The following is a 15,768-nucleotide window of genomic DNA, read 5'->3' as shown; positions in this document are numbered from 1 at the left end:
GCTGTCCGGGAAAAACGTGACCCGGACGTTTGCGCGAGTTTTTGATTGTTGGTCCTACGGTTTTACTGAAATCATGCCCGGCTATAGCGCAATGGTGCGGACCGGCGCACCACGACACAGCAAAAGTTGTACCAGTCATTTGTACTGAACCTTCACCAAAGGCTCATACTCGAACACATCAGAAAGCCACTTATGGAGATCCACCATGGCCCGCATCCAGGCAAAGACTGCTCAAGAAATCCTGATGAACGATTTTCAGACACTGGTCAGTGACACCGAACGGTTGCTGGAGCACACCGCGACCCTGGCCGGCGACCAGGCCGACGAGTTGCGCGAGCAGATTCACGACAGTCTCTTGCGTGCCCGTGAAACCCTGAAGCTGACCGAAGACTCCCTGCGCGAACGCGGCAAGGCGGCTGTCACCGCCACCGAAGACTATGTCCAGGCCAACCCTTGGCAATCGGTCGGGATCGCGGCCGGCGTGGGTTTCCTGATCGGCCTGCTGGCCAGCCGGCGCTGATATGTCGATCGGTGAATCCGACCCGTCTGCGACGGGAACAAGCTCCTCATCGCGGCGCCTGGGTGCTGCCTTCCTGGGGTTGCTGCACAGCCATGTCGAATTGTTCGGCATCGAGTTGCAGGAACAGAAAGCCCGCACCGTCAGCCTGTTGCTGTTTGCCGGTTTGGCGCTGGTGTTTGCGTTGCTGCTGTTGGTAGGGCTGTCGACGCTGGTGCTGATCGTGTTCTGGGACACCTATCGCCTGACCGCCATCATCGGGCTCTGCGTGTTCTATACCCTCGCCGCCATATTCTGCGCGATGCGTTTGAGGGCAGCGATTTTCGATGAGTCCTCGCCCTTCCACGGCACGCTGGAAGAGCTGGCCAACGATCGGGAGCGCCTGTTGCCATGAACCTGCCTGAATTGCCACGCAACAGCTCACGCACGGAAATGCGCAAGGCGCTGATTCGCCTGCGCATGGAAATGCACCGCCAGGAAATCCGCCACGAATCCGCGCAACTGCTGCAACCTTTGAAACGCGTGCGCGGTATGACGCAGAACCTGCAGGACGGTTTCGGCATCAAGCACGCTCCACTCTGGGGCGTGGCCGCCGTCACCTTGCTGGGTTTTCTGACCGGCAAGGGCGCCAAGAACGGTGGCGGCCTCAGCAGCCTGACCCGGCTGATCCGTCTCGGCACCACACTGGGGCCGCTGATCAAACTGATCATGCAGGGCTCTTCGCGCAAAGACTGATCAGTTTCCTTCTGGCTACGCTCTGCAGTGTCGACGGGATGCCCCCTCTCTATCGAGGGGGGGCGCAATCCTGTGCGCCTATCCGGTCAATTGAGCCCACCTGCGAAAAAAGTTCTTGCAAGGTGGCCTCGATATCGACGCCGCCGGGTTGTAGTTCCGCTTGCAGGTCATGACGCGAAACGGGAAGCTAGGCCATCAGTCACCTGACGGAGAGTCCCGCCTTGGATTGGCACACCCTGCTTACCCGCGAACGCCTCGGAAAGCCTCTGCACAGCCCAGAAGAACTCGGCCGCAGCCCTTTTCACAAAGACCACGACCGCATCATTTTCTCGGGAGCTTTCCGCCGCCTCGGGCGCAAGACCCAAGTCCATCCGGTGTCCAGCAATGATCACATTCATACGCGCCTGACCCACTCGCTGGAAGTCAGTTGCGTGGGGCGCTCGCTGGGCATGCGGGTCGGCGAAACCATCCGCAACGCCCTGCCCGACTGGTGCGAACCCAGCGACCTGGGAATGGTGGTGCAATCGGCCTGCCTGGCACACGACATCGGCAACCCTCCTTTCGGCCATTCCGGTGAAGATGCGATCCGGCACTGGTTCCAGCAAGCCGCCGGCCGTGGCTGGCTGGATGCAATGAGCGAAGCCGAGCGCAATGACTTCCTGAATTTCGAAGGCAACGCCCAGGGCTTTCGCGTACTCACTCAACTGGAGTATCACCAGTTCGACGGCGGCACCCGACTGACCTATGCAACCCTGGGCACCTACCTGAAGTATCCATGGACGGCCAGGCACGCCGATTCGCTGGGCTACAAGAAACACAAGTTCGGCTGTTATCAGAGCGAGCTGCCACTGTTGGAGCAGATCGCCCATAAACTCGGCCTGCCGCAACTTGAAGAGCAACGCTGGGCCCGGCATCCGCTGGTGTACCTGATGGAGGCCGCCGACGACATCTGCTATGCGCTGATCGACCTGGAAGACGGCCTGGAAATGGAGTTGCTGGAATATGCCGAAGTCGAGTCCCTGCTGCTGGACCTGGTGGGCGACGACCTGCCGGAAACCTACCGCCAGCTCGGTCCCGGCGATTCGCGCCGACGCAAACTGGCGATCCTGCGCGGCAAGGCCATCGAACACCTGACCAATGCCGCGGCCCGCGCTTTCGTCGAGCAACAGCACACGCTGCTGGCCGGCACATTGTCCGGCGACCTGGTGGAGCACATGCACGGGCCCGCCAAACGTTGCGTGCTGAACGCCAAGGACATGGCCCGCAAGAAAATCTTCCAGGACAAGCGCAAGACCCTGCACGAGATCGGCGCCTACACCACGCTGGAAATCCTCCTCAACGCCTTTTGCGGCGCAGCACTGGAGCAGCACAACGGTCGGACCCCGTCATTCAAAAGCCGCCGCATCCTTGATCTGCTGGGTAACAATGCACCCGATCCTCACGGCCCGTTACACACGTCGTTTTTGCGCATGATTGATTTCATCGCCGGCATGACCGACAGCTATGCCAGTGACATGGCCCTGGAAATGACGGGCCGTGCCAGCCACTGAGGTGCTTCGTTTGATCAGCCATTACGGCCTTCGTTTTGGCTGATCCCCCTTTAACCTCCAACAGCACTCAAGTCTCGTCGAATCGCCCTACAACATATGGCGAGCGAACTGATCGCCTGTCCGACCCTCTCGCGAAACAATCGCCCTCCCTCTGTTCGACAGATGAAGTGTGCAGCATGGCCGAAGACGAACTACGCATCCTCGTGGTGGAGGACCACCCCTTCCAACTGATAGCCACTCAATGCCTGCTGGAGAGTTATGGCTTCGCCCGACTGACTACCGCCGACAGCGCCAGAAGCGCCATGCAGCAGATGCTCGGGGTCGAACAGCCATTCGACATCCTTTTATGCGATCAATGCCTGCCCGATCTGACGGGACTCGATCTGGTCCGGTTCGCCAGTCACCGAGGGCTGATCAGGCAGGCGATCATACTGAGCAGCCTGACGACGTCTGAACTGGATGAACTTGTAAAAACGGCCAACGAATACGGGCTGCCATTATTGGGTTACTTGATAAAACCATTGAAACAATCTGAATTTAGAGACCTGTTGAGCCTGGCACCAACATAAACAAAAAGCACATATAAGAACCGACAAACGCACAACGTAAAACCTACAAACAACTTCCTTAAAAAGTGCACAAAACCGCCAGACTTCCCCGGACTTCCTAACAAGAAACCCAGTTAATACGTAGTCCCATTCCTCTTAATTTGTAGGATTTCTCCTATATTGCTGCTACAGCCCGGTCCGTTCATGCGTCCCTTCAAGTAACTGAGCTAAGGTGCGCGCTTTATTTGAGCTCGCATGGGACTTGATTATGAACTCCGTTTTTATTGTCGACGATCACCCGGTTATCCGCCTTGCCGTTCGAATGTTGCTGGAACACGAAGGTTACAAAGTCGTCGGCGAAACTGACAATGGGGTCGACGCCATGCAAATGGTTCGCGAATGCATGCCGGACCTGGTCATTCTCGATATCAGTATTCCAAAACTGGATGGCCTGGAAGTGCTGTCCCGGTTCAACGCAATGAGTAATCCTCCTAAAACACTGGTACTGACCGCACAATGCCCGACACTCTTCGGTATTCGTTGCATGCAATCCGGAGCCTCGGGTTATGTCTGCAAACAAGAGGACATCAGTGAACTGGTGAGTTCTATAAAAGCCGTATTTTCAGGTTACAACTATTTCCCGAGTGAGGCTTTGAACCCCATCCACGGAGATGAAACACGTTGTATCGAACTGGAACTGTTCAAGTCCGTAAACGACCGGGAACTGATGGTCCTGCAACTTTTTGCCCAAGGTCGCACAAACAAGGAAATCGCCAAGGGCATGTTTCTGAGCAACAAGACCGTGAGCACCTACAAAAAGCGTCTCATGCAGAAACTCAAAGCCAAATCCCTGGTTGAACTGATCGAGATGGCAAAACGTAACGCACTCGTGTGAGAACCTGGATGCCCAGCCGTTTGAAGGTCTATCTGATTCAAGTGACCGCAGGTCTATGCGTGAGCACCTCGTTGTTCGGAGCACCGGGCAATGAACTCTATACGTTGCTCAGTCGCTCGAAGGTCGGCGCGCTGGAGATTCGACTGGATGAATCCCAGCAACAATGGATAAACAACAAAAATCAACTGACGCTCGGCACGTCGGCCCCGGACTACCCCCCTTTTGACCTGACCACCAGTGGTCAGGACTATGAAGGCTTTACCGCCGATTACGCTGGCCTTCTGGAAAAAGCAACCGGGTTGCCGGTCAAGGTTCAGCGTTTCGAATCCCGAGGGGCCGCGATCGCCGCGCTGCAGAATGGCGATGTCGATCTGCTTGGCACAGCCAATGGATTCGAGGCTGGCATTGCCGGGATTGCGCTGTCCATACCCTATGCCGTCGACCAACCCGTATTGGTGACCCGCGAAGGGGAAACCCGATCTCTCACCGATGGCCTGGCCGGATTGCGCCTGAGCATGGTGTATCACTATTTGCCGCTGGCAGAAGTCAAGGCGTTGTACCCAAAGGCGATCATCACGTCTTATCCGTCCTACCAGAATGCGATCAATGCCGTTGCCTTCGATCAGGCGGATGTGTTTCTCGGTGACACGATTTCAACTCACTACATGATCAACAAGGGGTACTTGAACAACATCCGGATGGCCAACTTCGGCAAACATGAAGCCCATGGTTTCAGCTTTGCCGTCAACAGTAACACCCCCGAGCTGCTCGGCATCATCAACAGGATGATCAAGGCCATCCCCTCCAGTGAGCGAGAAAACATCGCCAAACGCTGGAGCGCCGGCAGTGACATTCTGCTGACCGATCAAAAGCTGCAACTCACTGACAGGGAAGAACGCTGGCTGGCAAATCACCCGATAGTGCGCGTCGTCGTCAACGAAGCCTTTGCGCCACTGACGTTTTTCGATAGCAATGGCAACTTTCGCGGGGTCAGCGCGGATTTGCTTGAGCTGATCAGGCTGCGCACCGGCTTGCGCTTTGACATCCAGCGCAGTCGAAACGATGACGAGATGATCAAACAGATCAAAAACAACCAGGCCGATGTGATCGCCGCGTTGCTCCCCAGCGCCAAACGTCAGTCCCAGCTGAACTTTACCCGCCCATTTCTGGAAAATTCCTACGTCCTGCTGACCCGTAAAGCCGCCGACAGCCCAACCAACCTTGAGCAGTTGCAGGACAAGCGCCTGGCCATTGCCCGCGGCAATCCACTCAGGGATTACCTGCGCAGAGAGTTTCCCCGGATCAAGCTGATCGAAACCCCGGACACTTTCAGCGCCGTAGAGATGCTCGCCGAAGGTCAGGCCGAAGGCGTGGTGAACTCACTGGTCATTGCCAACTACTTCATTTCGTCGCGGTTGTTCGAACACACGTTGCAAATCAGCACCACCATCGGCACCGAGCAGGCAGCGTTCTCCCTTGCCACTGCACGGGACGCCAAAGAGCTGAACGCCATTCTGAACAAGGCGTTGCTGAGCATCTCGCCGGAGGAACTGGGCATCATCAACAGTCGATGGCGCGGCTATTCGGCGTCCTCGCAAAGCACCTGGCGCAATTATCAAAGACTGTTCTACCAAATCGTCATCGGTGCCGGTGCGCTATTGCTGATTTCCATTGCGTGGAACGACTACATGCGACGCCAGATCAAGCAGCGCAAGGCCGCCGAGCGTGCATTGAACGATCAGTTCGAGTTCATGCGATCGCTGGTCAATGGCACGCCCCATCCGATCTATGTACGTGATCGCCAGGGGCTACTGCAAAGTTGCAACGACAGTTACCTGCAAGCGTTCTGCGCCAGGCGTGAAGATGTCATCGGCAAAAGCGTCATGCAGGGGTCGATGAGCAATGTGTTCGAAGCCCGGGAGTACCAGGCTGACTACCAGCGCGTGGTGACCGAGGGCAGACCGTTGATCGTCGATCGCGAACTGCACATTGGTGGCCGGCGGCTGACGATCTATCACTGGATTCTCCCCTACCGAGATTCCAGCGCGAAAGTGCAAGGCATTATCGGTGGCTGGATCGACATCAGCGAACGTCGGCAACTGCTTGATGATCTGCGCTGCGCGAAAGAACACGCCGATAAGGCCAACCGGGCCAAAAGCACGTTTCTGGCCACGATGAGCCATGAGATCCGCACGCCGATGAATGCAATCATCGGCATGCTTGAACTGACACTCAAGCGTCTTGAGCATCGGCACCCGGAGCGTCCGGCCATCGATGTCGCGTACAATTCGGCGAAAGGGTTGCTGGAACTGATTGGCGACATCCTCGACATTGCCAGAATCGAATCCGGGCGCTTGAGCCTTAGCCCGGAGCGCGTTAATCCGGGTGAACTGGTGGCCTCGGTCGTACGGATTTTCGATGGTCTTGCCCGCCAGAAGGAACTCGAACTGAAGCTGGAGTTTTCTTCGGCCAACCCGACTTTCGATGTGTTGCTGGACCCTTTGCGCTTCAAGCAGGTGCTGTCCAACCTGATCAGCAATGCCATCAAGTTTACCGAGCAAGGCCAGGTCCGGGTCATTGTCGACCTGCAGCCAGCAATGCAGCCTGATCGTGTGCAAATGCGGGTGCAGGTTCACGACAGTGGCATCGGGATCAGCGAACAGGATCAATACCGGCTGTTCGAACCCTTCGCCCAGGCCGACAACGCCATTCAATCGGCCAGGGGGGGCGCAGGGCTGGGGCTGGTCATCAGCCGCAATCTCTGCGAGATGATGGGCGGAAGTCTGCAATTGCGCAGCGAGCCTGGGGTCGGCACTCAAGTGGAGGTATTGCTGCACCTGGAAACGTTGCCGCTGCAACAATCTGCCCAGCTGGCCGAGACGCAAATTGTCGTCGCCACAACCCCATTGAATGTTCTGGTCGTCGACGATCACTCGGCCAATCGTTTGCTCACCTGCCAGCAACTGGAGTTTCTAGGCCATCGATTTACTGTCGCGGCCGATGGCCAGGAGGGATTGGGGGCATGGAAAGACCAACCGTTTGATCTGGTGATCGCCGATTGCAACATGCCGGTCATGAACGGTTACGAGCTGGCCCGCGCCATTCGCCAGCATGAAAGTCAAAATCATCGCCCTCCCTGCACCGTGCTCGGGTTCACCGCCAACGCCCAACCGGAAGAAATACAACGCTGCAAACAGGCCGGAATGGATGACTGTCTGTTCAAACCCCTTAGCCTCGGAGCCTTGAGCCAGTGGATGGAAAACATTGAACCCACCCCTGCAGCCCCGGCGTTCAGCCTGCACGGGCTGAAACTGCTGACCGGGGGCAACCCCATGTTGAACCGCAGATTGCTTAACGAGTTGGTCAACAGCAACCGCCAGGATCTGCAAACGCTGCTGTCACTATCCAGCTCCGGGGATACGCAGGCGCTGCAGGACATTGCCCACAAAATCAAAGGCGCAGCCCGGATAGTGCAAGCATCACCCCTGATCGACCGCTGCGAGGCGCTCGAAGCCGCCTGCCATGGGGATTTTGATCGCGAAAAAGTGGCCGGATGCTGCCAATCCATGGAGCGCACCATGCTTGAGCTGGAGGACGCGTTACTACGTCAGATCAAGCATTACGACGAAGGCGCAATGACAGAGCCTTAACTATGCTTGGACCCTCAGCGGTGTGTTGACCCACATGGAGAAACCCGCAATGCCTGACCCACTGCGCACGGATCCACGCCGGTTTCCACTGCATGTCCATATCAGTGTGATGTTCACCTTTCTGTTGTTGCTGACCGGAGTGCTGCTGGGTCTTTTCAACTACCGGCAAACGACCCAGATCATACTGTCCAGCAGTGAAAAACTCTTCAACCGTATCGAGCAGGATGTCCGGCTGGACCTGCACGCCACCTATCAACCCATTCGCCACCTGTTGAGCCTGCTGGCACTCAATCCGGCGGGCCAGTCCGCTGATCTGGAACACCGCCTGGCACTGCTCGAACCGTTCAGCCAGTCACTCGAGGACAACCCCAATCTGGCGTCGCTGTACCTGGGCTACGACAACGGCGACTTTTTCATGGTCCGCCCGCTGCATACCCCAGAGGTCAAAGCCCTGGTCAAGGCTCCGGAAATGGCGGCTTTCCAGGTCTGGAGCATTGAGCACGACAGCAGCGGCCAGGCTCGTTCCCAGTCTTTGTTTTTCGACCGTAACCTGGCCCTCGTCAGTCGCCAGGACAACCTGAACGACACCTACGACCCTCGCAGCCGTGCCTGGTTTGCCAGCGCCCGTAGCGACAATGAACAGATTACGACCGAACCCTATATCTTTTTTTCCACCCATGACATTGGCACGACGCTGGCACGACGCAGTGGCGACAAGGCAATCCTGGCCGCCGATCTGACCCTGGCCGAACTCAGCGCGACCCTGGCCAAGCACGTCGTGACCCCTCATACCGAAATCGTGCTGTTCGATGCCGAAGGCAATGCCATTGCCTACCCCGACAGCCGCAGGCTGATCATCGATGATCAGACGTCCCGGCTGATCAAGGCCGCGGACCTGAGCCCCAGCCTGGGTGCGTTGCTCAACAACTCCTCTGAAGGCAATCGCCTGGATGCCAATGGCCGGCAGTGGATCGTGGCCCGCAGCAGCATGCAGGAAGGCGGCCCCCAAGGCCTGCAACTGGCGCTGCTGGTTCCGGAAGACGAGTTGCTCGTCGATGCTTACCGGATGCGCTGGCAAGGTGCGCTCATTACCCTGGCAACGCTGCTGTTATGCGTGCCGCTGGGTTGGCTGACCTCCAGAGTCCTGGTCAAACCCTTGCGCGCCCTGGTGCAGGAGGCCGATGCGATTCGCAGTTTCGATTTCAATTTTCCGCTTTCCCGTCGCTCGCCGGTGCTCGAAGTCGACCAACTGAGCGTGTCGATGGCACGGATGAAAGACACGCTGGCGAGCTTCTTCCAGATCACTGACAGCCTCAGCGCCGAAACCCGTTTCGCCCCCCTGCTGGAACGCGTGTTGTTTGAAACCGTGAAAATCGGTCAGGCCCAGGCCGGCCTGATCTATCTGCGCGAAGGTGATGGCGGGCATATGGAACCCCACGGACTGGTCATCAATGACACCACCGAAAACCTGCAATCCTTCGACATCCGCGGACACTCACTGGAAAACCCGCAAAGCCCCCCATGGCTGCAGCAGCTGGCAAACGTCGACAACGTCGTCAGTAACCTGGGGTTCGAGCAAGCGGGCGATCTGCAGAAAGTCTTGCTCGCGCTGGAAAGTCCCCGGGTCCATCTGATCGGAATCCGCCTGCATAATCGTCACAACGAAACCGTGGGCCTGCTGGTGTTGCTATTGGCCGACAGCGGCGAGCAAAGCGATCTGGAAAAACTGCGGCCGGACCGCATTGCGTTTCTCCAGGCGGTGTCCGGCGCGGCGGCCGTGTGCATCGAAAGCCAGCGTCTGCAAGCCAGACAAAAACAGCTGCTGGACGCCTTCATTCAACTGCTGGCCGGTGCCATCGATGCCAAAAGCCCCTATACCGGCGGCCATTGCCAGCGCGTGCCGGAACTGACCCTGATGCTTGCCCGGGCGGCGGCAGCCAGCCAGGACCCCGCCTTCAGCGCCTATCGGCCGACCGAAGATGAATGGGAGGCACTGCACATCGCTGCCTGGCTGCACGATTGCGGCAAGATCACCACGCCGGAATACGTCGTCGACAAAGCCACGAAGCTGGAAACCCTGACCGATCGCATCCACGAAATCCGCACCCGCTTCGAGGTACTCAAGCGCGATGCCTGGATCAGCTACTGGCAGGCCATTGCCCTGGGCGGTGACGAGCAAGCGCTGGCAGAACTGCGTGATGCCAGCCTTGCCGGGCTGGATGATGATTTCGCCTTCATTGCCCGTTGCAATCTGGGTGGCGAAGCCATGGCCGACGCTGATCTGCACCGCCTGCGCAGCGTGGCTGAACGCACCTGGACCCGGACCCTGGATGACCGGCTGGGCGTGTCCTGGGAAGAGAACCGGCGTCAGGCCCGAACACCCGCCCCCACCCTGCCCGTCAGCGAACCCTTACTGGCGGACAAACCCGAGCACCTGTTCGAACGCAGCGAAAACGAAGTGATACCGCCAGATACCCCCCTGGGTTTCAAACTCGACGTTCCGCCCCACAAATACAATCGGGGCGAGCTGTACAACCTGAGCATTGTCCGGGGCACCCTGACGAGCGAGGAGCGTTATGTCATCAATAACCACATCGTTCAGACGATCCTGATGCTCAACCATCTGCCGTTTCCCGGGCACCTGCGCAGCGTCGCGGAAATAGCCGGCGGGCATCACGAAAAAATGGACGGCAGTGGTTATCCGAAACGCTTGAAGCGGGAAGACATGAGCCTGCCGGCGCGAATGATGGCGATTGCCGATATTTTTGAAGCGCTGACGGCCGCCGACCGCCCCTACAAAAAAGCCAAGACCTTGAGCGAGGCGCTGGGCATCATGGCGTTCATGTGCCGTGATGCCCACATCGACCCGGAACTGTTCGGGCTGTTCATCAGGGCACAGATCTATTTGCAGTACGCCAGGCGCTTCCTCGACCCTGCGCAGATCGATGCGGTGGACGCATCGGGTCTGCTGGTCAAGGCAGGCCTGGCGTCTTGATCAGCAGTCGGTCAGGCGCAGGAAAATCGCCGCCAATTGTTCGATACCGGCCTGGTCCTGCGGGGTGAATCGCGCCAGTTTCGGGCTGTCGAGGTCGAGCACGCCGATCAATCGGCCATCTTTGACCAACGGCACCACCAGCTCGCTGTTCGAGGCGCTGTCACAGGCAATGTGACCGGGGAACGCGTGCACATCTTCGACCAACTGGGTCTGCAAGGTGGCGGCTGCCGTTCCGCAGACGCCACGCCCGAACGGAATCCGCACGCAAGCGATCTGCCCCTGAAACGGGCCCAGCACCAGCTCCTCATTGCGGTTGAGGTAGAAACCGGCCCAATTCAGTTCATCGAGCTGATTGAACAGAAACGCCGAGAACTGCGCGGCATTGGCGATGAAGTCCCGCTCGTCCGCCAGCAAGGACTCCAGCTGCGCGTGCAGCATGCCGTAGCCTTCGAGGCCCTGGCCGCTCTTTTGTAAATCGATCATGCCTTGTGCTCCAACAGTTTCAGCCCGACCCAGTAACGTGCAAATTGATAAGCGCAACGTCCATTGCGATTGCCTCGGCCGGTGGCCCAGCGTACCGCCAGGATGTCCAGCTCTTCGCTGCGCTGCCATGCCAGTCCGGCCTTGCCGGCCAACTGGCCGATCCAGTGCTCGACGACGTTGAGGAAGTGTTCCTGGGTAAACGGATAGAACGATAGCCACAGGCCGAAGCGGTCCGACAGCGCGATCTTGTCTTCCACCGCCTCGCTCGGATGCAGTTCGCCGTCGACCCGCTTCCAGTTCTCGTTGTCACTTTCCTTTTCCGGCACCAGGTGGCGACGGTTCGACGTGGCGTACAGCAAGACGTTGTCCGGCGCCTGTTCCAGCGAGCCATCCAGTACGCTTTTGAGCACTCGGTAATCACCCTCGCCCGACTCGAACGAGAGGTCATCGCAAAACAGTACGAAACGCTGGGGCAGTTTGCCGATCTGTTCGACCACGCGCGGCAGGTCTGCCAGGTGATCGCGTTCAATCTCGATCAGACGCAACCCGGCTTGAGCGTGCTCGGCCAACAAGGCGCGCACCAGCGACGACTTGCCGGTGCCGCGCGAGCCCCAGAGCAAGGCATGGTTGGCGGGCATGCCATCGAGGAACTGTTGGGTGTTGCGCCCTAGCTGCTCAACTTGCCGGTCGACGCCGATCAGGTCCGACAGGCGCATGTCGAGGCTGACCTGCAGCGGCATCAGATAACCGCCGCGAGACTCACGCTGCCAGCGCGCCGCCAGGCATTGCGTCCAGTCGATGGCTGGCCGGGGTGCCGGCAGCAACGGCTCGATACGGGCCAGAACGGCATCGGCGCGTTCAAGAAAAGCATTCAATCGGGAATCCACGACTTCTCCTCGGGCACGTTCACAGTAATGATGGTGATACAGCGACCAAACACAGCGTCACACAAGCGGCTGCCCCCGCAGTACAGGCCTCGCGAGAACGTCAACAGGCAGGCATGATCGACTATGCTTGAGCAGCGAAAGGAAACGGAAGTGGTTCACCCTCCCATGGACATCAAATTCACCAACCGGCTGTCATTCAAGCAAGCCCGGCTGACCGTGCTGGTCGGTTTCATTCTGGGCACGCTGCTCAGCCTGCTGCAAATAGGCATCGATTATGCCAGTGAAGACGCCTCCATCAATCGTGAAATCCTTTCATTACTGGAAATCAGCCACAACCCGGCCTCGCGAATCGCCTACAACATCGACGCCGAACTTGCCAAGGAACTGACCCAGGGCCTGCTGCGCTCGCCGGCGATCATCGGCGCGAAACTGACCGACAACAACGGCACCGTGCTGGCCAACGCCAAGCGACCCGAGGTGCAAAACGGCTACCGGATGCTCAGTGACTTCCTGTTCGGTGCCAGCCGACAGTTCGAAGACCGGCTTTACCTGGATCATTTACCCAATGAATCCCTGGGTACGCTGCGGCTGAAGGTCGATACCTACGCCTTCGGCAACCGGTTCCTGCGCCGGGCCGAAGTGACCCTGATCAATGGCTTCGCCCGCAGCCTGCTGCTGTCCGGCATCCTGCTGGCGCTGTTCTATGTGATGCTGACCAAACCCCTGGTACGGGTGATCCGAGAGCTCAGCGGTCGCGACCCGGGGAGTACCGAACCGACGTCACTGGAGTGTCCCGCCGGGCACGCCAACGATGAGATCGGTGTACTGGTCAAGGTTGCCAACCAGCAATTCAAAAACATCGCCACCGAAATCCGGCAGCGGCGCAACGCGGAAAACCGCCTGACCGAATATCTTGGCCAACTGGAAAACATCGTCTCGGCCCGCACCGCAGAACTCAAGGCGATCAACGCCCGGCTGAGCCAATCCAACGAGGAACTGGAAGCCGCGCGCAGTACCGCCCTCGACATGGCCGAAGCCCGCTCGGTGTTCCTGGCCAACATGAGCCATGAAATCCGCACGCCCCTCAATGGTTTGCTCGGGATGATCGCGCTGTCCCTCGACGGACCGCTGAATGCCGAACAACAGCAACAGCTGTCGATTGCCCACGACTCGGGCAAGGTACTGGTGGAACTGCTCAACGATATCCTCGATTTGTCGAAGTTCGATGCCGGTCAACTCGAACTCGAACACATCCCCTTCGATCTCGGATCGCTGATCGAGGACACCGCCAACCTGCTGTCGCAGAACGCTGCCCCCAGCGTCGAACTGACCTGCCTGATCGATCCGCATTTCCCGGCACTGGTGCTCGGCGATCCGACCCGGGTGCGGCAGATCGTCAGTAACCTGCTGTCCAATGCCCTCAAGTTCACCCGTTTCGGGCGTGTCGACGTGCGCCTGTCAACGTTCGGCGACGGCGTCAGAATCGAAGTATGCGACACCGGCATCGGCATCCCTCAGGAAGCCCAGGCCAGGATCTTCCAGCCTTTCACCCAGGCCGGTGCCGGTATTACCCGCCAATTTGGCGGCACCGGGCTGGGCCTGGCGCTGACCTACAACCTTTGCGAAGCCATGCAGGGGCGCCTGACGATCAGCTCCGAAGCGGGTTTTGGCAGTCAGTTCTGCGCCGATCTACCATTACCCAGCCATACCCGCGCACTGCCTGCTGTGTCGCTCAATGGCAAAGTCGTCGCCATCACGGCCGCCAGCAGCGGGCTGGGCGAGCTGCTGAACAGCCTGTTGCCTGGCTGGGGGCTGGACTATGAACGGCGCTCCATGGATGACTCACTGCTTGGCCTGGCAGCCGACGTGCTCATCACCGACTGCCCCGAGTGCCTGTTCAGTTTGCGCCCCGCCCTCAGCGCACCGATCCTGTTGATCACAGCGTATGGCAATTTCATGCCCAGCGAAGAGGTAAACGCCCTCGCCCCCCTGCAACAACAGGCCCGCCCCCTGGCTCGCAATACGCTGTATCAGAGCTTGCGGCGGATCCTGCAACCACAACCCCAGCCGATCAACGATGTCCGGCTCGAAACCCAAAGCCCGCTACGCCGCGGGCGCGTGCTGCTGGTGGAAGATAATCCGGTGAACCAGCTGGTGGCCAAGGGCATGCTCGGCAAACTCGGCTGCGAGGTTACCACCGCGGCTCATGGTGGAGAGGCCCTGGATCAACTCGAGCAACGGGAGTTCGACCTGGTGCTGATGGACTGCAACATGCCGGTGATGGACGGCTATGAAGCCAGCCGACAGATCCGCCGCAGCGGACGCTGGCCCCAGCTGCCCATCGTCGCCCTGACGGCCAACGCCATGTCGGAGGAGCGCGAACGCTGTCGTGCCGCGGGCATGAGCGACTACCTGGCCAAACCCTTCCGGCGCGAAGAACTGGCCGCCCTGCTGGACTTGTGGATCCCCGCTATGACAGCGCCCTAATCTGGCCCAACAGGTGGTCGAGACCATCGCGCAAGTCGTTGAGACGATTCAGGTCGACCCCACTGTCGCACAACAACCGCGCCTTGAGTGGCCCGACCTGATCGCGCAAGGCCGTTCCGGCGGGCGACAGGCTCAGGTGCACTTCACGCTCATCGCGCGCCGAACGCTGACGCTGCACCAGTTGCAGTTGTTCGAGGCGCTTGAGCAAGGGTGTCAGCGTGCCGGAATCCAGGGCCAGGCGCTCACCCAGTGCCTTCACGGTCGGTTGCTCGGGGGCTGCTTCCTGCCACTCCCACAGCACCAGCATCGCCAGGTACTGAGGGTAAGTCAGGCCCAACTGATCGAGCATTGGCTTGTAGGCGCGAATGACCGCACGGGAAGCTGCGTACAGCTTGAAACACAGCTGGCTGTCGAGCTTCAGGGAATCGACGGACAAAGTGTTCATTTGAGCAGGGCTTCGATCTCGCGGGTCAGGTCCTGCGGCTTGGTCGCCGGGGCGAAGCGCTTGACCAGTTGTCCGTCCTTGCCGATCAGGAACTTGGTGAAGTTCCACTTGATGCCCTGGGACCCCAGCACACCCGGAGCGCGCTTTTTCAACTGCACGAACAAGGGATGGGCGCCGGCGCCGTTGACTTCGATCTTTTTGAACAGTGGGAAGCTGACACCGAAGTTCAGTTCGCAGAATTCGGAGATCGCTCCTTCATTGCCCGGTTCTTGCTTGCCGAACTGGTTGCAGGGAAAACCGAGCACCACCAGGCCCTGGTCCTTGTAGGTCTGCCACAACTCTTCCAGGCCCTTGTATTGCGGAGTGAAACCGCACTTGCTGGCCGTGTTGACCACCAGCACAGCCTTGCCGGCGAAATCCGCCAGGGTCTTTTGCTCTCCCTTGATCGTGGTGCAAGGGATGCTCAGCAGGTTGTCGCTCATGTTTGAGGTTCCGAGTGAATGCCAGAGACAACAAAATAGCGAGCAATTGAATTGTGTGCAATTTAAATATCCGGAAAGCGATCATCGGATCGCT

13 protein-coding genes are annotated in these 15,768 nt (G+C 58.8%); 9 read left to right on the top strand and 4 right to left on the bottom strand.

Annotation, left to right across the window (positions count from 1 at the left end; genetic code table 11):
* Positions 1-205 precede the first annotated feature (205 nt).
* From KW841_RS21815 to KW841_RS21780, 8 genes are all read left to right on the top strand, one after another.
* On the top strand, positions 206-520 hold the full coding sequence (locus KW841_RS21815) for a YqjD family protein (RefSeq protein WP_007973485.1): 315 nt from the start codon (positions 206-208) through the stop codon (positions 518-520).
* A gap of 1 nt (position 521) precedes the next feature.
* Entirely contained in the window at positions 522-911 is a 390-nt protein-coding gene (locus KW841_RS21810; protein ID WP_102700817.1) for a phage holin family protein, read from the top strand.
* Positions 908-1,252 carry a hypothetical protein gene (locus KW841_RS21805; protein WP_218479709.1) on the top strand — a complete coding sequence of 115 codons (345 nt, stop codon included), beginning with the start codon at positions 908-910 and terminating at the stop codon, positions 1,250-1,252. Before KW841_RS21810 ends, KW841_RS21805 begins: the two co-directional genes overlap by 4 nt.
* A 221-nt stretch (positions 1,253-1,473) precedes the next feature.
* Positions 1,474-2,802, top strand: coding sequence for a deoxyguanosinetriphosphate triphosphohydrolase (locus tag KW841_RS21800; RefSeq protein ID WP_218479708.1), 1,329 nt, complete (start codon positions 1,474-1,476; stop codon positions 2,800-2,802).
* A gap of 176 nt (positions 2,803-2,978) precedes the next feature.
* Complete coding sequence (locus tag KW841_RS21795; RefSeq protein WP_218479707.1) at positions 2,979-3,371, top strand: response regulator; 393 nt, start codon at positions 2,979-2,981, stop codon at positions 3,369-3,371.
* A 247-nt stretch (positions 3,372-3,618) separates the two neighbouring features.
* Positions 3,619-4,245 carry a response regulator transcription factor gene (locus tag KW841_RS21790; protein ID WP_007973494.1) on the top strand — a complete coding sequence of 209 codons (627 nt, stop codon included), beginning with the start codon at positions 3,619-3,621 and terminating at the stop codon, positions 4,243-4,245.
* Between the two features lie 8 nt (positions 4,246-4,253).
* On the top strand, positions 4,254-7,895 hold the full coding sequence (locus tag KW841_RS21785; RefSeq protein ID WP_218479706.1) for a transporter substrate-binding domain-containing protein: 3,642 nt from the start codon (positions 4,254-4,256) through the stop codon (positions 7,893-7,895).
* Between the two features lie 49 nt (positions 7,896-7,944).
* Positions 7,945-10,890 carry an HD domain-containing phosphohydrolase gene (locus tag KW841_RS21780; protein WP_218479705.1) on the top strand — a complete coding sequence of 982 codons (2,946 nt, stop codon included), beginning with the start codon at positions 7,945-7,947 and terminating at the stop codon, positions 10,888-10,890.
* Here the strand turns inward: KW841_RS21780 and KW841_RS21775 are convergent, their stop codons facing one another.
* Positions 10,891-11,373, bottom strand: coding sequence for a GAF domain-containing protein (locus tag KW841_RS21775; protein ID WP_218479704.1), 483 nt, complete (start codon positions 11,371-11,373; stop codon positions 10,891-10,893). It lies immediately after the preceding gene.
* Positions 11,370-12,260, bottom strand: a complete 891-nt coding sequence (locus tag KW841_RS21770; RefSeq protein WP_007973504.1) for an ATP-binding protein — start codon at positions 12,258-12,260, stop codon at positions 11,370-11,372. The genes KW841_RS21775 and KW841_RS21770 overlap by 4 nt, the downstream gene beginning before the upstream one ends.
* Before the next feature lie 165 nt (positions 12,261-12,425).
* Between KW841_RS21770 and KW841_RS21765 the strand changes: the two genes are divergently transcribed.
* Positions 12,426-14,747: a response regulator gene (locus KW841_RS21765; protein ID WP_218479703.1), complete on the top strand. Its 2,322-nt coding sequence runs from the start codon at positions 12,426-12,428 to the stop codon at positions 14,745-14,747.
* Here the strand turns inward: KW841_RS21765 and KW841_RS21760 are convergent.
* Positions 14,731-15,192 carry a MarR family winged helix-turn-helix transcriptional regulator gene (locus KW841_RS21760; RefSeq protein ID WP_007973507.1) on the bottom strand — a complete coding sequence of 154 codons (462 nt, stop codon included), beginning with the start codon at positions 15,190-15,192 and terminating at the stop codon, positions 14,731-14,733. The two genes, KW841_RS21765 and KW841_RS21760, sit on opposite strands and share 17 nt — an antisense overlap.
* Positions 15,189-15,674: a glutathione peroxidase gene (locus KW841_RS21755; protein ID WP_008002671.1), complete on the bottom strand. Its 486-nt coding sequence runs from the start codon at positions 15,672-15,674 to the stop codon at positions 15,189-15,191. Before KW841_RS21755 ends, KW841_RS21760 begins: the two co-directional genes overlap by 4 nt.
* Positions 15,675-15,768 lie beyond the last annotated feature (94 nt).

The organism is Pseudomonas sp. PDM28 (genome assembly GCF_019219115.1).
Classification (GTDB): domain Bacteria; phylum Pseudomonadota; class Gammaproteobacteria; order Pseudomonadales; family Pseudomonadaceae; genus Aquipseudomonas; species Aquipseudomonas laurylsulfatiphila.
This window is presented reverse-complemented; position numbering and strand designations above follow the sequence as displayed.